The 23,233-nt window shown below is 72.0% G+C and carries 19 protein-coding genes; 2 read left to right on the forward strand and 17 right to left on the reverse strand.

Going from position 1 to position 23,233, the window contains the following annotated elements; genetic code table 11:
• Window positions 1-2: 2 nt before the first annotated feature.
• From ACSNOG_RS15385 to ACSNOG_RS15395, 3 genes are all read right to left on the reverse strand, one after another.
• Window positions 3-944, reverse strand: a complete 942-nt coding sequence (locus ACSNOG_RS15385; RefSeq protein ID WP_058044836.1) for an RluA family pseudouridine synthase — start codon at window positions 942-944, stop codon at window positions 3-5.
• Between the two features lie 42 nt (window positions 945-986).
• Entirely contained in the window at window positions 987-1,535 is a 549-nt protein-coding gene (gene lspA, locus ACSNOG_RS15390; protein WP_436753210.1) for a signal peptidase II, read from the reverse strand.
• A gap of 78 nt (window positions 1,536-1,613) precedes the next feature.
• Window positions 1,614-2,084: a TraR/DksA family transcriptional regulator gene (locus ACSNOG_RS15395; protein WP_436753211.1), complete on the reverse strand. Its 471-nt coding sequence runs from the start codon at window positions 2,082-2,084 to the stop codon at window positions 1,614-1,616.
• Between ACSNOG_RS15395 and ACSNOG_RS15400 the strand changes: the two genes are divergently transcribed.
• Together ACSNOG_RS15400 and ileS are read left to right on the forward strand one after the other, a co-directional pair.
• Window positions 2,065-2,892, forward strand: a complete 828-nt coding sequence (locus ACSNOG_RS15400) for a hypothetical protein (RefSeq protein ID WP_436753212.1) — start codon at window positions 2,065-2,067, stop codon at window positions 2,890-2,892. The two genes, ACSNOG_RS15395 and ACSNOG_RS15400, sit on opposite strands and share 20 nt — an antisense overlap.
• A gap of 530 nt (window positions 2,893-3,422) precedes the next feature.
• Window positions 3,423-6,575, forward strand: a complete 3,153-nt coding sequence (ileS, locus tag ACSNOG_RS15405; RefSeq protein ID WP_436753213.1) for an isoleucine--tRNA ligase — start codon at window positions 3,423-3,425, stop codon at window positions 6,573-6,575.
• 189 nt (window positions 6,576-6,764) lie between these two features.
• Here ileS and ACSNOG_RS15410 read toward each other — a convergent pair whose 3' ends face one another.
• From ACSNOG_RS15410 to ACSNOG_RS15475, 14 genes are all read right to left on the reverse strand, one after another.
• Window positions 6,765-7,973 (reverse strand): DivIVA domain-containing protein, encoded by a 1,209-nt coding sequence (locus ACSNOG_RS15410; RefSeq protein ID WP_436753214.1) that lies wholly within the window; start codon window positions 7,971-7,973, stop codon window positions 6,765-6,767.
• Window positions 7,974-8,022: 49 nt separating this feature from the next.
• Window positions 8,023-8,307 carry a YggT family protein gene (locus ACSNOG_RS15415; protein WP_436753215.1) on the reverse strand — a complete coding sequence of 95 codons (285 nt, stop codon included), beginning with the start codon at window positions 8,305-8,307 and terminating at the stop codon, window positions 8,023-8,025.
• 76 nt (window positions 8,308-8,383) lie between these two features.
• On the reverse strand, window positions 8,384-8,995 hold the full coding sequence (locus tag ACSNOG_RS15420) for a cell division protein SepF (protein WP_058044831.1): 612 nt from the start codon (window positions 8,993-8,995) through the stop codon (window positions 8,384-8,386).
• A 122-nt stretch (window positions 8,996-9,117) separates the two neighbouring features.
• Entirely contained in the window at window positions 9,118-9,846 is a 729-nt protein-coding gene (locus tag ACSNOG_RS15425) for a YggS family pyridoxal phosphate-dependent enzyme (RefSeq protein WP_436753216.1), read from the reverse strand.
• A gap of 5 nt (window positions 9,847-9,851) precedes the next feature.
• On the reverse strand, window positions 9,852-10,592 hold the full coding sequence (gene pgeF, locus ACSNOG_RS15430) for a peptidoglycan editing factor PgeF (RefSeq protein ID WP_436753217.1): 741 nt from the start codon (window positions 10,590-10,592) through the stop codon (window positions 9,852-9,854).
• Between the two features lie 40 nt (window positions 10,593-10,632).
• Complete coding sequence (gene ftsZ / locus ACSNOG_RS15435; protein ID WP_436753218.1) at window positions 10,633-11,871, reverse strand: cell division protein FtsZ; 1,239 nt, start codon at window positions 11,869-11,871, stop codon at window positions 10,633-10,635.
• A 239-nt stretch (window positions 11,872-12,110) separates the two neighbouring features.
• Window positions 12,111-12,977: a cell division protein FtsQ/DivIB gene (locus ACSNOG_RS15440; protein ID WP_436753219.1), complete on the reverse strand. Its 867-nt coding sequence runs from the start codon at window positions 12,975-12,977 to the stop codon at window positions 12,111-12,113.
• Window positions 12,978-13,000: 23 nt separating this feature from the next.
• The gene (murG, locus tag ACSNOG_RS15445; protein ID WP_058044826.1) at window positions 13,001-14,095 is read right to left on the reverse strand and encodes an undecaprenyldiphospho-muramoylpentapeptide beta-N-acetylglucosaminyltransferase; all 1,095 of its coding nucleotides are present in this window, start codon (window positions 14,093-14,095) and stop codon (window positions 13,001-13,003) included.
• Window positions 14,096-14,101: 6 nt separating this feature from the next.
• Window positions 14,102-15,505 (reverse strand): putative lipid II flippase FtsW, encoded by a 1,404-nt coding sequence (gene ftsW / locus ACSNOG_RS15450; RefSeq protein ID WP_436753220.1) that lies wholly within the window; start codon window positions 15,503-15,505, stop codon window positions 14,102-14,104.
• A gap of 123 nt (window positions 15,506-15,628) precedes the next feature.
• Window positions 15,629-17,119, reverse strand: a complete 1,491-nt coding sequence (gene murD, locus ACSNOG_RS15455) for a UDP-N-acetylmuramoyl-L-alanine--D-glutamate ligase (RefSeq protein WP_436753221.1) — start codon at window positions 17,117-17,119, stop codon at window positions 15,629-15,631.
• Window positions 17,101-18,165 carry a phospho-N-acetylmuramoyl-pentapeptide-transferase gene (gene mraY, locus ACSNOG_RS15460; protein ID WP_168090810.1) on the reverse strand — a complete coding sequence of 355 codons (1,065 nt, stop codon included), beginning with the start codon at window positions 18,163-18,165 and terminating at the stop codon, window positions 17,101-17,103. The genes murD and mraY overlap by 19 nt, the downstream gene beginning before the upstream one ends.
• On the reverse strand, window positions 18,165-19,586 hold the full coding sequence (locus tag ACSNOG_RS15465; RefSeq protein WP_436753222.1) for a UDP-N-acetylmuramoyl-tripeptide--D-alanyl-D-alanine ligase: 1,422 nt from the start codon (window positions 19,584-19,586) through the stop codon (window positions 18,165-18,167). Before ACSNOG_RS15465 ends, mraY begins: the two co-directional genes overlap by 1 nt.
• 65 nt (window positions 19,587-19,651) lie before the next feature.
• Window positions 19,652-21,349, reverse strand: coding sequence for a UDP-N-acetylmuramoyl-L-alanyl-D-glutamate--2,6-diaminopimelate ligase (locus ACSNOG_RS15470; protein ID WP_436753223.1), 1,698 nt, complete (start codon window positions 21,347-21,349; stop codon window positions 19,652-19,654).
• Window positions 21,350-21,361: 12 nt separating this feature from the next.
• Window positions 21,362-23,152 (reverse strand): peptidoglycan D,D-transpeptidase FtsI family protein, encoded by a 1,791-nt coding sequence (locus tag ACSNOG_RS15475; RefSeq protein WP_436753225.1) that lies wholly within the window; start codon window positions 23,150-23,152, stop codon window positions 21,362-21,364.
• Window positions 23,153-23,233: the final 81 nt, after the last annotated feature.

The following is a 23,233-nucleotide window of genomic DNA, read 5'->3' on the forward strand; positions in this document are numbered from 1 at the left end:
GCTCAGGCGCTCTCGGCGCGCACGGTGTCCAGCGCGCGCTGCAGGTCCTCGGGGTAGGAGCTCTCGAACTCGACCCAGCGGCCGTCCTCGGGGTGCTCGAAGCCCAGCCGCACGGCGTGCAGCCACTGGCGGGTGAGCTTGAGGCGCTTGGCGAGGGTGGGGTCGGCACCGTAGGTGAGGTCGCCGACGCAGGGGTGGCGGTGGGCGGCCATGTGCACGCGGATCTGGTGCGTGCGGCCGGTCTCCAGCTTCACGTCCAGCAGGCTGGCCGCGCGGAACGCCTCGATGAGGTCGTAGTGGGTGACCGAGGGCTTGCCCTCGGCGGTGACAGCCCACTTGTAGTCGTGGTTGGGGTGGCGGCCGATGGGGGCGTCGATCGTGCCGCTCATCGGATCCGGGTGGCCCTGGACCAGCGTGTGGTACCGCTTGTCGACCGTGCGCTCGCGGAACTGCTGCTTGAGCAGGGTGTAGGCGCGCTCGGACTTGGCGACGACCATCAGGCCGGACGTGCCCACGTCCAGGCGGTGCACGATGCCCTGGCGCTCGGCGGCACCGGAGGTGGAGATGCGGTAGCCCGCGGCGGCCAGGCCGCCGATGACCGTCGGGCCCGTCCAGCCGGGGCTGGGGTGGGCCGCCACGCCGACCGGCTTGACGATCACGACGATGTCGTCGTCGTCGTGGACGATCTCCATGCCCTCGACGGGCTCGGCCACGATCTGCACCGGCGCGGGCGCGGCGGGCATCTCGACCTCGAGCCAGGCCCCGCCGGTCACCCGGTCGGACTTCCCGGCCTCCGCCCCGTCCAGCTGGACCTTGCCCGCGGCCGCCAGCTCGGCCGCCTTGGTGCGGGAAAAGCCGAACATACGGGCGATGGCGGCGTCGACGCGCTCGCCCTCCAGGCCGTCGGGTACGGGCAGGGCGCGGATCTCGGGAATGGTGCTCACCCGTCGAGTATGACGGACGGGTGCGACACCCCCGCCCCGGGCTCAGTCCTGGTGGACGGTGCCGTCCGGGTCCAGACCGCGGAAGGACAGGATCACGATCAGGAAGCCGCCGCAGACGATCGCGGAGTCGGCGAGGTTGAAGACCGCGAAGTGCGCGGGCGCGATGAAGTCGACCACGCCGCCCTCGAAGCCGCCCGGAGCGCGGAACAGGCGGTCCGTGAGGTTGCCCAGCGCACCACCGAGCAGCAGGCCCAGCGCGATCGCCCACGGCAGGCTGTAGAGCTTGCGGGCGATCCGCGCGATCACCACGATCACGGCGGAGGCGATCACCGTGAAGACGATCGTCATCGCCTCGCCGATGCCGAAGGCGGCACCGCGGTTGCGGACCACCTCCAGCTGCAGCCAGGTGCCGATCACCTCGATCGGGTCGTGGTGCTCCAGCTTCGCCACCACGAACAGCTTGCTGCCGAGGTCCAGGACGTAGGCGAAGGCGGCCACCACCAGGAGTACCGCGATGCGCCGCCCGCCCTTGGCCGTGGCCGGCTCCTCGGCCTCCGGCGTGCCGGTGGTGGTCTGTTCCGCCTCTGTCACGTGAGTCCTTCGACGTCGTCCAGGTCGCCAGGGCCTGCCTGGCTGAGGACGAGAGTACGGCACGCCCGCGCGCAGGGGTCAGCGGCGTTCCTGGCGCTGTTTGCACTCCACGCACAGGGTGGCCCGGGGGAACGCCTGCATGCGGGCCTTGCCGATGGGCTTCCCGCAGTTCTCGCAGAGCCCGTACGTTCCCGCGTCCAGCCGTTCCAGCGCGCGCTCCGTCTGGTCCAGCATCTCCCGGGCGTTGGCGGCCAGGGCCAGCTCGTGCTCCCGGGTGATGTTCTTGGTGCCGGTGTCGGCCTGGTCGTCGCCCGCGCCGTCGCCCGAGTCCCGCATCAGGCCCGTGATCGCCTCCTCCGAGTGGGTGATCTCCGCCCGCAGCCGCAGCACCTCGCTCTGCAGCTCCGTCCGCGCCTCGGCCACCTCGCCCGGCGACCAGGGCTCCTCCCCCGGCCGCACGGCCAGCTCGCCGGGCTCCGCGGGTCCCGTGCGGGCCCCCGGAACCTTCCCGGCGGCCTTGGTCCCGTCCATGGTCTTCTTCGCAGCCACCGTCCTGGCTCCCGTCTTCTTCTCCGTGAGGGCGGCCTTCCCGGTGGAGGCCACCCCCGTACCAGAAACCGCACCGCCGTCGGCGGCCGCCTTCTCCTTCACCGCAGCCTCCCCGGCGACCGCCTCGGCCGCGGCCTTCTTCGCCGTCGTCCGCGTGCCCTCGGCCCCACGGGCCACGGCGGCCTTCCCGGCCGCCGTCCCCTTCGCGGCCTTCTTGGCCGCGGCTGCTTTCGGGGCCGCCGTCTTCTCGGCCGGGGCCGCCTTCTTGGCCGCCGCCGTCCCCGCCGCCGTCTTCTTGGCCGCCGCCCCCGTCGCCTTCTTGGCAGAGGTCGCCTTCTTGGCCGGGCTCTTGGCCGGGGCCGTCTTCTTCGCCGCCGCCTTCTTGGCCGCGGGCGCACCCGAGGCCGGTGGGGCGGACTTCTCGCCCGTCGCCTTCTTGGCCGCGGCCGTCTTCTTCGCCGGGGCGGTCCCCTTCGCGGTCGCACCCGCAGCCGTCGTCTTCCGGGCAGCCGCCTTCTTCGCGGCAGAGGGCTTCGCCGCCGCCTTCCCGGCCGACGCGGCAGTCTTCCCAGCCGACGCGGCCGTCTTCCCGGCCTTGCTCGCCGAGGACGGGGCCTTCTTCGCGGGGGCGGCCTTCCCGGTCTCCGCACCCGCAGACTTCTTCGCCGCGGGACGCTTCGCCGCCGTCTTCCCGGCCGCAGAGGCCTTCTCGGCGCCCTTGCGCGCCGCCGGCGGCGCCGTCGCCGCCTTCCCGCCGCCTCCGGCGGCCTTCGCGGCAGCGGACCCGGCCCCGTGGGCCTTCCCCTGAGCGGAAGCGGCATCCGCCGCTTCCGCCGCCGCTCTCTTCGCCACCATGACCGCGGCCCCTTCACATTTTATGATCTTGCGCGCGAATCGTGCCGGAACGATAAAACTCCACCGGGCACGCGGCAACGGGGCACGCCGGTCTCATCGGTTGTGCCCCGCCCCCGGCCCTGTAATCGGACTGCACCCGTCCCCCGCCCGGCCCCGGCCGAAACCGGTGGGCCGCGTCCGGTCCGGGCCCGTACACTGGGCGCAGCGAAAGGCGTGGAAGGGACGAGTAACGCCGCACGCAGCCTGTAGCGACCCGGGGATGGTGGGAGCCCGGGGGTGTGCGCGGTGTGAAGATCACCCCTGAGCCGCCGGAAGAACGCCCCCGGGACCGCCCGGCGGGTCAGTAGAGCCGGCATCGCGGCCCAATGAGGGGGCCCGGGCGCAAGCGCCCGCGGCCAAGGAGGGTGGTACCGCGGGGCGCGCACAGCGCATCTCGTCCCTCCGACGGACAGCGCAATGACGTTCCGCCGGAGGAAGCCCCATATGAGTCCCCAGCCGCAGTACCGCCAGGTACCCGCTCAGGTGGACCTGCCCGCCCTGGAGCACGCCGTGCTCGAGTTCTGGCGCGAGAGCAAGGTCTTCGCCCGTAGCCTCGAGCAGTCCGAGGGCCGCCCCGAGTGGGTGTTCTACGAGGGCCCGCCCACGGCCAACGGCATGCCGGGCGCCCACCACATCGAGGCCCGCGTCTTCAAGGACGTCTTCCCCCGCTTCCGCACGATGCAGGGCTACCACGTCGGCCGCAAGGCCGGCTGGGACTGCCACGGCCTGCCGGTCGAGCTCGCGGTGGAGAAGGAGCTGGGCTTCTCGGGCAAGCAGGACATCGAGGCGTACGGCATCGCGGCCTTCAACGACAAGTGCCGCGAGTCCGTCACCCGCCACACGGACGCCTTCGCCGAGCTCACCACCCGCATGGGCTACTGGGTCGACCTCGACGACGCCTACCGCACGATGGACCCGGACTACGTCCAGTCCGTCTGGTGGTCGCTGAAGGAGATCTTCAACAAGGGCCTGCTGGTCCAGGACCACCGCGTGGCCCCCTGGTGCCCCCGCTGCGGCACCGGCCTGTCGGACCACGAGCTGGCCCAGGGCTACGAGACGGTCGTCGACCCGTCCGTCTTCGTCCGCTTCCCGCTGACCTCCGGCCCGCTCGCGGGCGAGGCCTCGCTGCTGGTGTGGACGACCACCCCGTGGACCCTGGTCTCCAACACGGCGGCCGCCGCGCACCCCGACGTCACGTACGTCGTCGCCACCGACGGCAACGAGAAGCTCGTCGTCGCCGAGCCGCTGCTGGAGAAGGCCCTCGGCGAGGGCTGGACCGCGACGGGGCAGTCCTTCACCGGCCGCGAGATGGAGCGCTGGGCCTACCGCCGCCCGTTCGACCTGGTCGAGCTGGAGGGCGCGAACTTCGTCGTCAACGCCGAGTACGTGACGACCGAGGACGGTACGGGTCTGGTCCACCAGGCGCCCGCCTTCGGTGAGGACGACCTCAGGACCTGCCGCGCCTACGGCCTGCCGGTCGTCAATCCGGTCCGCCCGGACGGCACCTTCGAGGAGGGCCTCGGCCTGGTCGGCGGCCAGTTCTTCAAGAAGGCCGACGAGAAGCTCGTCGAGGACCTCTCCGAGCGCGGTCTGCTCTTCAAGCACATCGCCTACGAGCACAGCTACCCGCACTGCTGGCGCTGCCACACCGCGCTGCTCTACTACGCGCAGCCGTCCTGGTACATCCGCACCACCGCGATCAAGGACCGCCTGCTCGAGGAGAACGAGAAGACCAACTGGTTCCCCGAGTCGGTCAAGCACGGCCGCTTCGGCGACTGGCTGAACAACAACATCGACTGGGCGCTCTCCCGCAACCGCTACTGGGGCACCCCGCTGCCCATCTGGCGCTGCGAGGAGAACCACCTCACCTGCGTCGGCTCGCTGGCCGAGCTCACCGAGCTCACCGGCACCGACCAGAGCGGCCTGGACCCGCACCGCCCCTACATCGACGACGTCACCTTCACCTGCACCGCCGAGGGCTGCTCCCACACCGCGGTGCGCGTGCCGGAGGTCATCGACGCCTGGTACGACTCGGGCTCGATGCCCTTCGCCCAGTGGGGCTACCCGTACAAGAACAAGGAGCTCTTCGAGCAGCGCTACCCGGCGCAGTTCATCTCCGAGGCGATCGACCAGACCCGCGGCTGGTTCTACACGCTGATGGCCGTCGGCACCCTCGTCTTCGACAAGTCCTCGTACGAGAACGTCGTCTGCCTGGGCCACATCCTCGCCGAGGACGGCCGGAAGATGTCCAAGCACCTGGGCAACATCCTCCAGCCGATCCCGCTGATGGACCAGCACGGCGCCGACGCCGTCCGCTGGTTCATGGCGGCCGGCGGCTCCCCGTGGGCCGCGCGCCGCGTGGGCCACGGCACCATCCAGGAGGTCGTCCGCAAGACGCTCCTCACCTACTGGAACACCGTCGCCTTCCAGGCCCTCTACGCCCGCACGTCCGGCTGGGCGCCCAGCGCCGCGGACCCGGCCCCGGCCGACCGCCCGCTGCTGGACCGCTGGCTGCTCGGCGAGCTGAACGCCCTCGTCGGCCAGGTCACCGAGGCCATGGAGGCCTACGACACCCAGCGGGCCGGCAAGCTGCTGTCCTCCTTCGTCGACGACCTGTCCAACTGGTACGTGCGCCGCTCGCGCCGCCGGTTCTGGCAGGGTGACGCGGCCGCGCTGCGCACCCTCCACGAGGTCGTCGAGACCGTGACCCGTCTGATGGCCCCGCTGGTGCCGTTCATCACCGAGCGCGTCTGGCAGGACCTCGTGGTCCCCGTCGACCCGCAGGCTCCCGCGTCGGTCCACCTGGCCACCTGGCCGGTGGCGGACGCCGCCCTCGTCGACCCGAAGCTGTCGCAGCAGATGCTGCTCGTGCGGCGTCTGGTCGAGCTGGGCCGCGCCACCCGCGCGGAGTCCGGCGTCAAGACCCGTCAGCCGCTCTCGCGCGCGCTGGTCGCCGCGGCCGGCTTCGAGGAGCTGGGCGCCGAGCTGCGCGCGCAGATCGCCGAGGAGCTCAACGTCTCCTCCCTCGCCTCCCTCTCCGAGGTCGGGGGTTCGCTGGTCGACACCACCGCCAAGGCCAACTTCCGTGCCCTGGGCAAGCGGTTCGGCAAGGGCGTCCAGGCGGTCGCCAAGGCCGTCGCCGGGGCGGACGCCGCGGCGCTGTCGCTGGCCCTGCGCGAGGGCACGGCCTCGGTCGAGGTGGACGGCGAGACGGTCGCCCTCTCCCCCGACGAGGTCATCATCACCGAGACCCCCCGCGAGGGCTGGTCGGTGGCCTCCGACTCGGGTGCGACGGTGGCGCTCGACCTGGAGATCACCCCGGAGCTGCGCATCGCGGGCCTGGCCCGTGACGCGGTCCGGCTGATCCAGGAGGCCCGGAAGAACAGCGGCCTGGACGTCGCCGACCGGATCGCCCTGCGCTGGGAGTCGGCGGACGAGGAAGTCCGCACGGCCCTGACGGAGCACGCCTCCCTGATTGCGGACGAGGTGCTGGCCACGGACTTCGCCGCGGGCGAGGCCGACGGATCCTACGGTGAGCCTTTCACCGACGAAGCGCTTTCGCTGACGTTCCGTCTCCGCAAGACGACCGAGGCCTGATAAAAGCGACGATTGCCGGGCGAGGGATTCCCTCGCCCGGCAATTGTCATATGTCGTATTGCCCGACGGGCGGACCGTGGGGCAAGCGAAAGGGAGTGCACAAAGGGCCGGGCCCCTGGGATTTCCCAGGGGCCCGGCCCTTTATGACTGCCGACCGACCGACTGCCGACTAGCGGCCGTTCGGGCGCCTCAGTTGTCGTCCTCGTCGATGAGGAAGCCCCGCATGGGGGACGGCGCCTGCTGCATCGGCTGCTGGCCCTGCGGCCGCACCGGTGCCATCGGCTGGGTCATCGCCGGGGACATCTGCTGCTGGCCACCGTAGGACGGGCCACCCATGGAGGAGTTGCCGCCCATCGAGGAGTTGCCACCCATGGACGGGTTGCCGCCCATGCTGTGACCGCCCATACCCGCACCTGCCGGAGCCATCGACCCGCTCATCGAGGGGGCCGCGGGCAGCGACGGGGTGTTGGGGTTGCGGGGCGGGGCCAGCGAGTCGTCCGCCTGGTTCTCCAGCTGACGCAGCTGGCTCTCCAGGTAGGACTTCAGACGCGTGCGGTACTCGCGCTCGAAGCCGCGCAGGTCCTCGACCTTGCGCTCCAGCGTGGCGCGGGCGGACTCCAGGGAGCCCATCGCGACGCGGTGCTTCTCCTGCGCGTCCCGCTCCAGGGCGTCGGCCTTGGCGCGGGCGTCCCGCTCCAGGCCCTCGGCCCGGCTGCGCGCCTCGCCGACGATCTTGTTGGCCTCGGAACGGGCCTCCGCGATCGCCTGGTCGGCGGTCTGCTGAGCGAGCGAGAGCACACGGGCGGCGCTGTCGCCGCCCGGGCCCTGACCCGGCTGCGGCAGCTGGGGGCCGCCCATGGGACCGTTCTGACCCATGGGGTTCTGCCCCATAGGACCGTTCTGCCCCATTCCGTTCTGACCCATCGGACCGTTCTGACCCATGGGACCACCCATCGGGCCGCCCATCGGACCGTTCTGACCCATGGGACCGGGACCGTTCTGACCCATCGGGCCGGGACCGTGCGGACCCTGGGGACCGTGGCCGTGACCGCTGGGGCCGGCCGGAAGCTGCGGGGCACCGCCCGGCAGCTGCGGCGGGCCGCCCATCTGCTGCTGCTGCGGCACCGGCTGCGGTCCGGATATGGCGGCGGGCACCGGAGCCCCGCCGGGTCGCTGGTCCTGCGGCTCGGGCTTGCGCATGCCCTGCTGCTGGTTCTGCGCGGCGGCACGCGTGGCCGCGGCCAGCTTGGCGCGCAGGTCCTCGTTCTCGCGGAGCAGACGGGTCAGTTCGGCCTCGACCTCGTCCAGGAAGGCATCGACCTCGTCCTCGTCATAGCCTTCTCGGAGACGGACGGTCGTGAACTGCTTGTTCCGCACGTCCTCGGGGGTCAACGGCATCTCTTCTTCACCTCAACGTAGTCGTCGGCAATCGGCAAGACCGTATCGTTCACACCTGCTCCACGACGCGGATCAGGATGAAGACGATAATCATCAATACGAAGAAGGACAGGTCGAGCGCCACGCCCCCGAGACGCAGCGGCGGAATGAACCGCCGCAGAAGCTTGAGTGGCGGATCGGTGACAGTGTAGGTGGCCTCAAGGATGACCACCATCGCCTTACCGGGTTGCCATGAGCGAGCGAACTGGAAGACGTAATCCATCACCAGTCGGAAGATCAGTACAAACAGGAAGCAATACAGCGCGATGTAGATCACCTGCAGTGCGATGCCCATCTCGCGCTTCCCTCTCCCCTTGCTCGTACCCGGCCTGTTCGGCCGTCATTCTCCCGGTATCGCCCGGTATTGCGTCTCAGCTCTGATTGAAGAACCCACCCTCTGCGATGCGGGCCTTGTCCTCCGCCGTGACATCGACGTTAGCAGGAGACAGCAGGAACACCTTCTGCGTCACCCGCTCGATGCTGCCGTGGAGACCGAAGACGAGACCGGCCGCGAAGTCGACAAGTCGCTTCGCATCCGTGTCGTCCATCTCCGTCAGATTCATGATCACCGGGGTGCCCTCGCGGAAGTGTTCCCCGATGGTACGGGCTTCGTTGTAGGTCCGGGGGTGCAGCGTCGTGATGCGGTAGGGCTCCCGCTCGGACACAACCTTGGGCATGATCACCGGTGCGTTCTTCTCCAGAGAGTGGCGTTCGGGTGTGATGGACGCCACGGGGGCGATTCGGGCGGGTCGTCCCGTTTCCGCTGTGAGCGGAGCGGGTTCGCGCTGTGCAGGCGGCTGGGCGACTCGGACCGGTTCGTCCGATTGCGTCTGTTGTGCGAGGTGTTGCTGATGCTGCTGCCTGCGTCGGTCGGGCTCCGGCTCGGGTTCGAACTCGTCGTCGGGGTCGAACCCCGGGCCGTCGTACCCATCGTCCTCCACGAGGCCGAGGTAGACCGCCATCTTGCGCATCGCGCCGGCCATTCTCTGCGTCCTCCGCTCTGTGGTGGATCGGCTCCGTCAACGGCGCCTTGGATCCACTCGGTCTGCCCGCCTTCTGGCGGGAATGACCATATTTTTTGCTGTGGTCCGACTTCTTGGCGACGTTACCCGAGCCTGGGTCGGACTCCGAGTACCGCCGATCCGACACGTACATGTGTCGCCCCGGCGGCCACGGCGTCATCCAGATCCGCGCTCATCCCTGCTGACACCATGTTCGCAGCAGGATGGGCCGCGCGCAGGCCCGTTGAGATTTCCATCAGCCGGTCGAAGGCGGCCCGCGGCCGCCCGGCATATGGTCCGACGAGCGGAGCCACCGTCATCAGCCCCGCGGGGCGCAGCCCTTCGGCTCCGGCGAGCGCGTCGGCGAGTTCTGTCACACCGTCAGGAGCGACTCCGCCTCTTTCACCACGTTTTCCGGTTTCGCCCGACTCTGCGTCAAGTGCCACCTGGATCAGGCAGTCCAGCGTCCGGCCGGCCTTGACGGCCGCCGCGGACAGCGCGGTGACGAGCCGGGTGCGGTCGACCGAATGCACAAAGTCGGCATAACCGGCCACCGAGCGCACCTTGTTCGTCTGCAATTGCCCGACGAAGTGCCAGGTGAGCGGCAGGTCCGCGCACTCGGCCGCCTTCGGTGCGGCGTCCTGGTCGCGGTTCTCCGCGACGTGGCGCACCCCGAGCTCGGCGAGGATCCGCACGTCACTCGCGGGGTAGGTCTTGGTGACCACGATCAGGGTCACGTCCTCGCGCGGGCGGCCCGCCGCGGCGCACGCGGCAGAGATACGTTCCTCCACGCGGGCCAGGTTGTCGGCGAGTTCCGTTCTCCGGTCCGTCACAGCTCTCAGTCCAACCAGACGTAGCTAGCAAGTCGTCCCGTAGTGCGCTCGCGCCGGTACGAGAAGTGATCGGCCGACTCCAGCGTGCAGATGTGGGATTGTCCGCTCATCGTCACGCCGAGCCGGGCCAGTTGGGCGCGCACCCCCGCGGCCACGTCCACGGCCGGGGTGCCCTGCCGGGTGGTGGCCCAGGCCTCGGGCACGGCCTCGGCGACCTCGGCCCGCATCGCCTCGGGCACCTCGTAGCACAGGCCGCAGACCGCGGGGCCGGTGCGCGCGAGGATCCGGGCGGGGTCCGCGCCAAGAGTGATCATCTTATCGACGGTCGCCGGCACCACCCCCGCGACCAGGCCCGGGCGGCCCGCGTGGGCCGCGCCCACGACTTTGGCGACCGGGTCTGCGAGGAGCACCGGGGTGCAGTCCGCGGTCAGGACCGCGAGGGCCAGACCCCGACGGGCGGTCACCACTCCGTCGACCGCGGGAATGCCGGCGCTCCGCCAGGGGCCGTCGACCACGGCCACGTCCCGGCCATGCACCTGGTTCATCCAGACGACGTCCGCCGGGTCGAGGCCGAACGACTTCGCCGCGCGCTCCCGGTTGGCCCGGACGGCGGCGGGGTCGTCGCCGACCGCGCCGCCGAGGTTGAGCTCGTCAAACGGAGCGGCGCTCACCCCGCCCCACCTGTCGGTGAAGGCGAAGTGCGCGCCGCTCTCGTGCTGGTGAGCCGACCGAGCTTCCGGTGCCACTGCGTGCTGTTGTCCTATGCCGCTCACTCGCTCGTACGTCCTACTTGAGGAAGTCCGGAACGTCCAGTTCCTCGGCGGTCGAGTCCTGGTACGGACGGGCCGGCGGGACCTGGGGGGAGGAGACCGGCGGCGGGGGGAGCTCGTTGACCGGCGCCGGGTCGCCCACGGGCTCCTCGGTGCGCGGGGTCACATTGCCCAGGCCGCCGAAGGACGAGCGGGACGGCTCGGCCGGGGTGGCCGGGCGCGGGCCCGATGCGGCCGGGGTGCTCTCCTCGCGGCCGGAGCCGTAGGAGGAGCCGAGCACCTTGTCGCGGCTGCCCTTGGCCGGCGGCTGGCCGCCGTCGAAGCCGGCGGCGATGACGGTGACCCGGACCTCGTCACCCAGGGCGTCGTCGATGACGGCGCCGAAGATGATGTTGGCCTCGGGGTGGGCGGCCTCGCTCACCAGCTGGGCGGCCTCGTTGATCTCGAAGAGACCGAGGTCGGAGCCGCCGGAGATGGAGAGCAGGACGCCGCGGGCGCCGTCGATGGACGCCTCCAGCAGCGGCGAGGAGATCGCCATCTCGGCCGCGGCCACCGCGCGGTCGTCGCCGCGGGCCGAGCCGATGCCCATGAGCGCCGAGCCCGCCTCGGACATCACGGACTTGACGTCGGCGAAGTCGAGGTTGATCAGGCCCGGGGTGGTGATCAGGTCGGTGATGCCCTGGACGCCCGACAGCAGCACCTGGTCCGCGGACTTGAACGCGTCGAGCACGCTCACCTGACGGTCCGAGATGGACAGCAGCCGGTCGTTCGGGATCACGATGAGGGTGTCGACCTCGTCGCGCAGACCCGCGATGCCGTCCTCCGCCTGGTTCGCCCGGCGGCGGCCCTCGAAGGTGAACGGCCGGGTGACCACACCGATCGTCAGGGCGCCGAGCGAACGGGCGATGTTGGCGACGACGGGGGCGCCGCCGGTGCCGGTGCCGCCGCCCTCGCCCGCGGTCACGAAGACCATGTCGGCCCCCTTGAGGACCTCCTCGATCTCCTCACGGTGGTCCTCGGCGGCCTTGCGGCCGACATCGGGGTTGGCGCCGGCGCCGAGGCCGCGGGTGAGCTCGCGGCCGACGTCGAGCTTGACGTCTGCGTCGCTCATCAGCAGGGCCTGTGCATCGGTGTTGATCGCGATGAACTCGACGCCCTTGAGACCGACCTCGATCATCCGGTTGATGGCGTTCACGCCACCGCCGCCGATGCCGACGACCTTGATGACTGCGAGGTAGTTCTGCGGTGCTGCCACGTCGAAGGCCTCTCGCCTCGAGTTACGTATGCCTGGGGGACGGTTCAGTGCCGACCCGAACCCTCAACGTGAAGTTTAGGGTTACCGGTGCCGCTGTTCGCTGGGGTTCTCCGAACAGGACACTAAGTCGACAAGCCGCGCGCGTTCAACGAACACGCCGAACCTCCCGTTTTTCTTTTCACCCTATGTGATCACCCATAGCCGTAGCCAGCCAGGGTGCTGCCCGGCCCTACCGGCCGTCAACTCCCCGACGCCGCGGGAGCGCTGGGAGCGCTCACATCGAAGCGATCGGCGCCCCGCGCGGCCTTGAGCAGAGCGGTCAGCGCGCGGGCCTTCGCCTCGGCGCGCTCCCCGCTGCCCCACACGACCGTCCGACCGCCCGTCAGCTCCAGGGTGATGGAGTCGTACGAGCGTACGCGGATGGCGCGGGTGTCCGCCCGCACGGCCTCGGGCAGCGCCTCGGCGACCCGGACCCCCTCGCGCTCCAGGCGGGCCGGGCCGAAGCGGCGCAGGCTGGCGGCGGCGGCCTCCGAGGGCTCCACGGACAGCCGGGGCACCCCGCCCGGAGCTTGATCGACTGTGGCGAACCGCACGCCCTCGCCGTCGATTTCGATAAATTTCCCGCCCTTCGCGGCATCCTGGACGATCGCCTTCGGCTGACGCTCGACCACTTTCAGGCCGACCGTGTGCGGCCAGGACCGCTCGACCCGGACCGAGGCGATCCGCGGCAGGGCGGCCAGCAGCCGCTCCTCGATGGCGTCGGTGTCCACGGAGACCAGCGGGCCGCCGAGCCGGACGCCGGCGGCCGAGCGCACCTCATCGGGCGTCAGCACGCGGACGCCGGAAACCTCCACCCGGGTGGCGCGCAGCCAGGTGGAGCCGTAGAGGGCCCATCCGGCGGCACCGCCGGCGAGCACGGCCGCCACCGCCCACAGCACCAGCCGGCGGCCGCGGGGCAGCCGGGAGCGGAGGCCGCCGCGGCGCGGAGCGCGCGCGGGCGGTCTCCCGGCCGGCTTCCCGGCCGGCCGGGAGGGACCTCCGCCGCGGGGCCGCACCGACTTGCTGCTCTTCGCGCCACCGCGCCGTGCGGTCGTCGGTCCGGCCACGCTCCAGCCTCCTGCTCCGGGCGTCAGCCCGCTCTCTTGGCGGCAATCGCCTCGTACACCATGCCGACGAGCAGGTCGTCGGCGTCCCGGCGGCCGAACTCGGAAGCGGCACGGGACATCTCGTACAGCCGGTGCGGGTCGGCGAGCACCGGGAGCACGTGGCTCTGCACCCACTCGGGCGTCAGCTCGGCGTCGTCCACCAGCAGTCCGCCGCCGGCCTTGACCACCGGCTGGGCGTTCAGCCGCTGCTCGCCGTTGCCGATGGGCAGCGGGACGTAGGCGGCGGGCAGCCCGACGGCGGACAGCTCGGCGACGGTCATCGCGCCCGCGCGGCAGAGCATCATGTCGGCCGCGGCGTACGCGAGGTCCATCCGGTCCACGTACGGTACCGGGATGTAGGGCGGCATTCCGGGCATGTTGTCCACGCGCGGCAGGTCGTTCTTCGGGCCGACCGCGTGCAGCACCTGGATGCCGGCGCGCTGCAGGAACGGGACGACGGCCTGGACGACCTCGTTCAGCCGGCGGGCGCCCTGCGAGCCGCCGGAGACCAGCAGCGTGGGCAGGTTCTGGTCGAGCCCGAAGTACGCCCGCGCCTCCGGCCGGGCCGCGCCGCGGTCCAGGGTGGCGATGGTGCGGCGCAGCGGGATGCCCACGTAGCGGGCGTTGCGCAGCTTGCTGTCCGGGGTGGACACCGCGACCCCGGCGGCATAGCGCGAGCCGATCTTGTTGGCGAGGCCGGGCCGGGCGTTGGCCTCGTGCACGATGATCGGCACGCCGAGCCGCTTGGCGGCCAGGTAGCCGGGCAGCGCGACGTAGCCGCCGAAGCCGACCACGCAGTCCGCCTTGGTGCGCTCCAGGATCTGCTCGGCCGCCTTGATCGTGCCGCGCAGCCGCCCGGGGACGGTGATCAGCTCGGGTGTGGGCTTGCGGGGCAGCGGTACGGCGGGGATGAGGCCCAGCTCATAGCCCCGCTCGGGCACGAGCCGGGTCTCCAGGCCCCGCTCCGTGCCGAGCGCCGTGATCCCCACGGTCGGGTCCTGCCTGCGCAGGGCGTCCGCGAGGGCGAGCGCGGGCTCGATGTGGCCGGCGGTCCCCCCACCGGCGAGTACGACATGCACCGAAATTCACCGCTCTCCGGACGGTCGCTTCTTGACGCGCCGTCTCATCGTCTTCCATCTCACCCCAGGCTGCCGCATGGCCAGCGCCGCCCGCGCACCGGGTTCGTCGCGCGCGAAGGCGATCAGCAGCCCGATGGCGAACATGGTCGGCAGCAGGGCGGACCCTCCGTAGGAGAACAGCGGCAGGGGGACACCGGCGATCGGCAGCAGGCCGAGCACCGCACCGATGTTGACCACGGCCTGGGCCGTGATCCAGGTGGTCACACCTCCCGCGGCGTACCTCACGAAGGGGTCCTCCGTGCGTCCGGCCACGCGGATACCCGCATAGCCTAGAGCCGCGAAGAGGGCGAGTACCGACAGCGTCCCCGCCAGGCCCAGCTCCTCACCGGTGATGGCGAAGATGAAGTCGGTGTGGGGTTCGGGGAGTTCGCCCCATTTCTCCACGCTCGCCCCGAGCCCGGCGCCGAACCATCCGCCGTTGGCCAGCGCGTAGATTCCGTGCACGGCCTGCCAGCACTGGTCGTGGTTGCCGGGGTCGGTGGCCCCGATGCAGGCCAGCCGTGACATCCGGTTGGCGCTGGTCTTGATGAACAGCACGGCCAGCACGGCGGTGACGCCGAAGACCCCGGCGAACAGCCGGGTGGGCGCCCCGGCCACCCACAGCAGCCCGAGCAGCACCGTGGTGAGCACCACGGTGGTCCCCATGTCTCCGCCCAGCATGATCAGGCCGAGCAGCACGAAGGTGACGGGCACCAGCGGCACCAGCAGGTGCTTCCACTGGGTGAGCAGCTTCTTGGACTGCTTGCGGGCCAGCAGGTCGGCGCCCCACAGCACCAGCGCGAGCTTGGCGAACTCGCTCGGCTGGAGCTGGAACGGGCCGCCGAGGGAGATCCAGTTGGTGTTGCCGTTGATGGTCTCGCCGATGCCCGGCACCTGCACCAGGCAGAGCAGGAAGAGCGAGCCGGCGAGCGCGGGGTAGGCGAAGACGCGCAGCAGCCGCACGGGCATGCGCGCGGCCACGAGCAGCATGACGGCGCCGATCGCGGCGGCCAGGAGCTGCTTGCGGAAGAAGAAGGTGGGCGGCAGGCCGTTCTGCAGGGCCTTGATCTGGGAGGCCGAGTAGACCATGACGAGACCGAGCACGGTGATCAGCAGGGAGCCGCCCATCACCAGGTAGTACGCGGTGAGGGGCCGGTCCCAGGCGCGCTTGGCGCGCCGGTGCAGCTGCCTGAGGCCCCCCAGCAGGGTGCCGCGGGGCGGTCTGGGCCCGCCGGGCCCCCCACGGCCCGCAGCGCCTCCACGGCCCGCTGCGGGGCGCGGACGGGCCGTCCGGGCGGGCCCGGAGCGTGCGACGGGGCCGCGCAGGGCCGTCCAAGGGCCGGACGGCCTCGGGATGTCGTGCGCGTGCATCCGGGTGTCCCCTTCGCTGGTCTCCGGCGGCGTACGGCCGCACGCCGCCGGGACCCGCCCCGGGGGCCCTCCCGCATCCGGGAGGGCGGTCCGGGGCCGCGGCCCGCCGCAGGGACCGTGCGGCTACTCGTCCGTGGCGTCGCCCGGCTCCTGGCCGGCCAGGTCCCGGACCGCCTCGGCGAAGGCCTCGCCGCGCTTGTTGTAGTCGGTGAACATGTCCATCGAGGCGCAGGCCGGGGCCATGAGCACGGTGTCGCCCGGCCCGGCGAGCAGCGCGGCTTCCCGCACCGCCGCGGCCATCGCCCCAGTGTCGGTCCGGTCGAGGTCGACCACCGGGACATCCGGGGCGTGTCGCGCCAGCGCTTCCGCGATCAGGGCGCGGTCGGCCCCGAGGAGGACGACGCCGCGCAGCCGCTTGGCGGCCTTGGTGACGAGGGTGTCGAAGGTGGCGCCCTTGGCGAGGCCGCCGGCGATCCACACGATCGACTCGTAGGCCGCGAGGGAGGCCTCGGCGGCGTGGGTGTTCGTGGCCTTGGAGTCGTCCACGTACGCGACCCCGGCCACGTCCGCGACGTGGGCGATGCGGTGGGCGTCCGGGCGGAAGGCGCGCAGGCCCTCCCGGACGGCCGCCGGCTCCACGCCGAAGGCCCGGGCGAGGGCCGCGGCGGCGAGGGCGTTGGCGACGTTGTGCGGGGCCGCGGGCTTCACGTCGGAGACGTCGGCGAGCTCCTGCGCGGTGGTCTGCCGGTCCGCCACGAAGGCGCGGTCCACGAGGATGCCCTCGACGACGCCGAGCATGGACGGGCCGGGGGCGCCGAGGGTGAAGCCGATCGCGCGGCAGCCCTCCTCGACGTCGGCCTGGCGCACCAGGTGCTCGGTGGCGGGGTCGGCGGCGTTGTAGACGCAGGCGACCTGGTTGCCCTCGTAGATCCGGCCCTTGTCGGCGGCGTACTCCCGCATGGAGCCGTGCCAGTCGAGGTGGTCGGGGGCGAGGTTCAGCACGGCCGCGGAGTGGGCGCGGACGGAGGGCGCCCAGTGGAGCTGGTAGCTGGAGAGCTCGACGGCGAGGACGTCGTACTCCTCCTCGCCCAGCACCACGTCGACGATCGGCGTGCCGATGTTGCCGACGGCCCGCGTGCGCAGGCCCGCGGCCGCCAGGATCGAGGCCAGCATCTGGACCGTGGTGGTCTTGCCGTTGGTGCCGGTGACCGCGAGCCAGGCGGCCGGCTTGCGGCCGCTCTCGCCGCGCAGCCGCCAGGCGATCTCCACGTCGCCCACGACCTCCACGCCCGCCGCGGCGGCGGCCGCGAACAGCGGGCTCGACGGCTTCCAGCCGGGGGAGGTGACGACGAGCTCCGTGCCCTCGGGCAGGGTCTCGGCGTCGCCGAGGCGGACGGTGATGCCCTCGGCCTCGACGGCCGCGGCGCGCTCGCGCAGCTTCTCGCTGTCGCCGCCGTCGACGACGGTCACCCGGGCGCCGAGGCCGGCCAGGGCGCGGGCGGCGCTGATGCCGCTCACGCCGAGGCCCGCGACGGTGATGTTCTTGCCGCTCCAGGCGGAGGAGGCGGCGGATGCGGAGGTTTCGGGGGGCAGCGTCACTTGATGGCCAGCCATCCGGCGTAGAAGATTCCGAGGCCGATGGCCACGCACAGACCCTGGATGATCCAGAAGCGGACCACCACGAGGACTTCGCTCCACCCCTTGAGTTCGAAGTGGTGCTGGAGCGGGGCCATCCTGAAGACCCGCTTCCCGGTGAGGCGGAAGGAACCCACCTGGATGATCACCGAGAGGGTGATCAGTACGAAGAGGCCGCCGAGGAGGGCGAGCAGCAGCTCGGTGCGCGAGCAGATCGCGAGGCCCGCGAGGGCGCCGCCGAGGGCCAGCGAACCGGTGTCGCCCATGAAGATCTTGGCGGGCGAGGTGTTCCACCACAGGAAGCCGAAGCAGGAGCCCATCAGGGCCGAGGCGACGACGGCGAGGTCGAGCGGATCGCGCACCTCGTAACAGCCGGAGCCGGCGGTCAGCGGGTTGCCGCAGGACTGGCCGTGCTGCCAGGTGCCGATGAAGACGTAGGCGCCGAAGACCATCACGGAGGCGCCGGTGGCCAGGCCGTCGAGGCCGTCGGTGAGGTTCACGCCGTTCGACATCGCGAGGATCATGAACAGCGCCCACACCACGAAGATGACCGGGCCGACGGACCAGCCGAAGTCCTGGGTGAAGGAGAGCCGGGTGGAGGCCGGGGTCTGGCCGCGGGTGTCCGCGAACTGCAGGGCCAGGACGGCGAAGGCGATGCCGACGATCAGCTGGCCGGCCATCTTCGCCTTGGCCCGCAGGCCCAGGCTCCGCTGCTTGACGATCTTGATGTAGTCGTCGAGGAAGCCGACGAGGCCCATGCCCGCCGTCAGGAACAGCACCAGCAGACCGGAGAAGGTCGGCTCGTGGCTGGTGATGACCTTCGTCAGCGCGTAGGCGATCAGCGTGGCCAGGATGAAGGCGATGCCACCCATGGTGGGCGTGCCCTTCTTCCCGGCGTGGCCGCGCGGGCCGTCGTCGCGGATGAACTGGCCGTAGCCCTTGCGGGCGAGGAACTTGATCAGCAGCGGGGTGCCGATGAGGGTCAGGAAGAGACCGATGACACCCGCGAAGAGGATCTGGTTCATCAGCCGGCGACCTCACCGTCGACGGCGAGCAGCTGCTCGGCCACCCGCTCCAGCCCCACCGACCTGGACGCCTTCACCAGCACGACGTCACCCGGGCGCAGCTCGCTGCGCAACAGGTCGACCGCCGCCTGCGCGTCGGACACGTGCACCGACTCCTCACCCCACGAACCCTCGTTATAGGCGCCCATCTGCAGCCAGGCCGCTTCCCTGCCCCCGACTGCCACGAGCTTGCCGACATTGAGCCGGACGGCCAGCCGTCCGACCGCGTCGTGCTCGGCGAGCGACTCCTCACCGAGCTCGGCCATCTGACCGAGCACCGCCCACGTGCGGGCCCCCTTCGCCGTGGCGGCGGCGCCCATGGCGGCCAGCGCGCGCAGCGCGGCCCGCATGGACTCGGGGTTGGCGTTGTAGGCGTCGTTGACGATCGTCACGCCGTCCGCACGCTCGGTGACCTCCATCCGCCAGCGGGAGAGCTGGCCCGCCTCGCAGAGCGCGGTGGCGATCTCTGTCACGGGCATGCCCAGCTCATGGGCGACGGCGGCGGCGGCGAGCGCGTTCGACACGTGGTGCTCACCGTACAGCCGCATGGTCACGGCGGCGCACCCGGTGGGTGTGTGAAGCGTGAAGGAGGGCTGCCCGGTCGCGGTCAGGCGGACGTCCTCGGCGCGCACGTCGGCGTCCGCGGCCTCGCCGAAGAGGACCGTACGGGCCTTGGTGCGCGCGCTCATGGCGCGCACCAGCGGGTCGTCGGCGTTGAGCACGGCGACGCCGCCGGCGTCCGCCGCGGGCAGCGCCTCGACGAGCTCGCCCTTGGCCACGGCGATCTGCTCGCGGCCGCCGAACTCGCCGACGTGGGCGGTGCCGACGTTGAGGACGACGCCGATGCGCGGCGGGGTCAGCTCCGTGAGGTAGCGGATGTGGCCGATGCCGCGCGCGCCCATCTCCAGGACGAGGGTGCGGGTCTCGGGGCCGGCGGTCAGGGCCGTCAGCGGCAGCCCGATCTCGTTGTTGAGGGAGCCGGGGGTCCACACGGTGGGGCCGAGCCGCTGCAGCAGCTGGGCGATGAGGTCCTTGGTGCTGGTCTTGCCGGCGGAGCCGGTCAGGGCCACCACGTCGGTGCCGAGCTTGCCCACGACGGCGCGGGCGAGGGCGCCGAGGGCGGCCACGACGTCCGGGACGACGATGGCGGGGACGCCGACGGGGCGGGTGGCCAGCACGGCCACGGCGCCGTCGGCGACGGCGCGCTCGGCGAAGTCGTGGCCGTCGACGCGCTCGCCGGCGATGGCGGCGAAGAGGCTGCCGGGCCGCACGTCACGGGAGTCGCGCACGACCGGGCCTTCGGCCATGCGGCCGGGGTCCGGTATGTCGTGCTGCTGCCCGCCGACGATGGCGGCGATCTCGGCGAGGGACAGAGCGATCACTGAGATTTACCTCCGGCCGTTCGGGAGAGCTTCCGGGGGGAGGGTTGTGCGCGCATGGCGGTCTGTCATCCCTGGTCGTTCCGGTGCGTGGTGAGCGAGCGCAGTCGCGCGGCTTCGACGGCCTCGCGCAGCACCTGGCGGTCGTCGAAGGGGCGGACGACGCCGTTGATGTCCTGGCCCTGCTCGTGGCCCTTGCCGAGGACCAGGACGATGTCGTCCGCCCCGGCCCGGGCGACCGCGGCGGCGATCGCCTCGGCCCGGTCCTCCAGCAGCAGGACGGTGCCGCGCTCGTGGACGGGCACCTCGGCGGCGCCCTTGAGCATGGCGGCGAGGATCGCGAGCGGGTCCTCGGAGCGGGGGTTGTCGGAGGTCAGCACGGCGGTGTCGGCGAGGCGGGCGAGGGCCGCGCCCATGGGGGCGCGCTTGGTGGTGTCGCGGTCGCCGCCGCAGCCGAGGACGGCGTGGATACGGCCCTCGCAGACCTTGCGCAGGGCGCGGAGAACCGATTCGACGGCGTCCGTCTTGTGGGCGTAGTCGACCACGGCCAGGTAGGGCTGGCCGGCGTCGACGCGCTCCAGGCGGCCGGGCACGCCGGGGACGGCGGCCACGCCGTCGGCGGCGGTCTGCGGGTCGATCCCGGCCGCGACGAGGGCCACGACGGCCGCCAGGGTGTTGGCGACGTTGAACGGGCCGGCGAGGGGCGCCTTGGCCCGCACGCGCTCGCCCCGCGGGCCGAGGATCGTGAAGACCGAGTCGAACGGGCCGATCTCGACGCCGTCCGCGCGCCAGTCGGCGTCCGGGTGGCCCTCGGCGGAGAAGGTCGTCACCGGCACCTCGGACTCGCCCGCGGCGAGCCGGCGGCCGTACTCGTCGTCGAGGTTGACGACGCCGGCACGGCTGCGGGCCTTGGTGAAGAGCTCCGCCTTGGCCTGGAAGTAGTCCTCCATGCCGGAGTGGAACTCCATGTGCTCCGGGCTGAGGTTGTTGAAGACCGCGACGTCGAAGACGCAGCCGTCGACGCGGCCGAGGCGCAGGGCGTGGCTGGAGACCTCCATGGCCACCGAGCCGACGCCGCGCTCGCGCATGACGGCGAAGAGCGCCTGCAGGTCCGTGGCCTCGGGGGTGGTGCGCTCGGACTTGAGCCGCTCGTCGCCGATCCGGGACTCGACGGTGCCGATCAGGCCCGTCATCGCGCCGGCCGCCCGCAGGCCGCCCTCGATGAGGTAGGCGGTGGTGGTCTTGCCGGAGGTGCCCGTGATGCCGATCTGAAGCAGATCCTCACCCGGACGGCCGTAGATCGTGGCGGCCAGCTCGCCCATGACGGCGCGCGGGTCGGCCACGGTGAGCACGGGGAGCCCGGTGGCGGCGGCGCGCTCGGCGCCCGCCGGGTCGGTCAGCACGGCGACGGCGCCCAGGCTCGCGGCCTGCGCCGCGAAGTCGGCGCCGTGGAAGCGCGCGCCGGGCAGGGCGGCGTAGACGTCGCCCGGCCGCACGGCCCGTGAGTCGTGCGTGATGCCGGTGACGGCGGCCCCGGAGCCCTGCGGCGCGGGGATGCCCAGCTGACCGGCCAGCTCCGCCAGCGGCGCGGGGCGGACGTGGGTGGGACGGGGCGCACCCGCGGGAGCGGCGGGGGCGCCCTGGGGGCTGGTGTGGGACTGATCAGCGTGTGGCACGGCGGTGAGCGTACCGGGCGCACCCGCTCCGTCGCGAAGCGAGGGGCGCCCCGGGCCGCGGTTCCCCGGATCGGGAGTGATGGTCGTCACGCCGGCCCCGGCTCACTCGTCGTCGTAGCTCACCGGCAGCCGGGGCGGCTGGGTGCCGGAGGGGGGTACTTGCAGGGTCTTCAGGGCGAACTCCATCACCTGCTTGTAGACGGGCCCGCAGATCTGGCCGCCGAAGTAACTGCCCTTGGTGGGGTTCTGGATGGCGCAGTAGACGGTGACGCGCGGCTTGTCGGCGGGGGCGAAACCGGCGAAGGAGGCCGTGTAGCCGTGGTAGCGGCCGGTGCGCGGGTCCACCCGGTTGGAGGTGCCGGTCTTCCCCGCGACGCGGTAGCCGGGGATCTTGGCCTTGGTGCCGGTGCCCTCGCGGTCGTCGACGACGGACTCCAGCATCGTGGCGAGCTCCCGGGCGGTGCGGTCGCTGATCACCCGGGTGCGCTCGGGGACCGGCGCGGGGGTGAAGCGGCCGTCGGGGCCCTTGGTGCCGCGCACGAGGGTCGGGCGGATGCGCTCGCCGCCGTTGGCGATCGTGGAGTACACGGAGGCGGCCTGGACGGCGTTGAGGGACAGGCCCTGGCCGAACGGGATGGTGTACTGCCGGGAGCCCTGCCACTTGGCCGGCTGGGCGAGGATGCCGGGCGTCTCGCCCGGGAAGCCGAGGCCGGTGGGCTCGCCCACGCCGAACTTGCGCAGGTAGGAGTAGAGGACCTGGTTGGCCTGTGCCTGGTCCTTGCCGAGCTGCTCGGCGGCGAGGATGGTGCCGATGTTGCTGGACTTGGCGAGCACGCCGTTGAGGGTCAGGTGCCAGGTCGCGTGGTCGACGTCGTCGGCGAAGGAGCGGTCGGCGCGCGGCAGGCGGTTGGGCACCTCGACGTGCGTTCCCGCGGTCGCGGCGCCCTCCTCCAGGACGGCGGCCATGGTCATCACCTTGCTGACGCTGCCGGGCTCGTAGGCGTCCTGCAGGGCGGCGTTGCCGAGGGCGGCGCTGTCGGCGTGGGCGAGGTCGTTCGGGTCGTAGCCGGGGGCGTTGGCCATGGCCAGGATCTCGCCGGTGCGGTTGTCCTGGACGACGACGTAGCCGCGGTCGGCCCCGGACTCCTGCACCTGCCGGGTGATGGCGCTCTGGGCCGCCCACTGGATGTCCCGGTCGATGGTCAGCTCGATGTCCGAGCCGGGCACCGCGGGCTGCTCCTTGACGTCGCCGGTGGGCACCTGGCGGCCGCCGGACTGAGCGTAGACGAGCTTGCCGTCCCGGCCCGCGAGGACACGGTCGTACTGGGCCTCGATACCGCCGCCCCCGCGGCCCTCCGCGTTCACGAAACCCAGTATCCCGGCCGCGAGGCCGCCGTTGGGGTAGACGCGCTTGCTGTGCGGTTCTCTGTTGACCCCGGCGAGGACGTCGGCGCCCTCCTTGCCCTGTGCCTTGGCCGCGGACGCCTTCTTCAGCTCCTTGATGCGGTTCCAGACCTTGGGGGTCTGCCGGCGGGCGAGGACGACGTACTTCGACTTGGGGTTGGCGGTGAGCTTCTGCTCCAGCACCGAGGGCCGCTCGCCGAGGACGGGCGCGAGGAGGGCGGCGGCCCGGCGGGCGGCGCCCTCGGTCTTGATCCGCTCGGGGGTCAGCAGGTCGGGCGCGGCGGTGATGTCGTAGGCGTCGACGGTGGTGGCCAGGTCGATGCCGGAGCGGTCGGTGACGGTGCCGCGCTCCGCGGCCAGGGTGACGGGGATGTAGCGGTTGACGTTGGCGCGGGCCGCGTAGGCGCTCGCGTCGAACGCCTGCACCTGCAGCAGCCGGACGGTGAAGACGAGCAGGACGAGCGTGAGGCCGAAGCCGACCAGGCGCAGCCGCGGCCGACCTGCTGACCCCCGAGCGGATCAAGACCGAGGGCGCCGCCCGCCGGGCCGCCGCCCTCCTCGCGCCCGTCC

This window comes from Streptomyces sp. URMC 124 (assembly GCF_051386455.1).
Classification (GTDB): domain Bacteria; phylum Actinomycetota; class Actinomycetes; order Streptomycetales; family Streptomycetaceae; genus Streptomyces.

Bases quoted from the DNA above. Each gene is read 5' to 3' on its own strand.
- ACSNOG_RS15400 (WP_436753212.1), top strand. From the start codon at position 2,065: ATGGTCTTCTTCGCAGCCACCGTCCTGGCTCCCGTCTTCTTCTCCGTG.
- ileS (WP_436753213.1), top strand. From the start codon at position 3,423: ATGAGTCCCCAGCCGCAGTACCGCCAGGTACCCGCTCAGGTGGACCTG.
- ACSNOG_RS15410 (WP_436753214.1), bottom strand. From the start codon at position 7,973: ATGCCGTTGACCCCCGAGGACGTGCGGAACAAGCAGTTCACGACCGTC.
- ACSNOG_RS15415 (WP_436753215.1), bottom strand. From the start codon at position 8,307: ATGGGCATCGCACTGCAGGTGATCTACATCGCGCTGTATTGCTTCCTG.
- ACSNOG_RS15420 (WP_058044831.1), bottom strand. From the start codon at position 8,995: ATGGCCGGCGCGATGCGCAAGATGGCGGTCTACCTCGGCCTCGTGGAG.
- ftsW (WP_436753220.1), bottom strand. From the start codon at position 15,505: ATGCACGCGCACGACATCCCGAGGCCGTCCGGCCCTTGGACGGCCCTG.
- murD (WP_436753221.1), bottom strand. From the start codon at position 17,119: ATGGCTGGCCATCAAGTGACGCTGCCCCCCGAAACCTCCGCATCCGCC.
- mraY (WP_168090810.1), bottom strand. From the start codon at position 18,165: ATGAACCAGATCCTCTTCGCGGGTGTCATCGGTCTCTTCCTGACCCTC.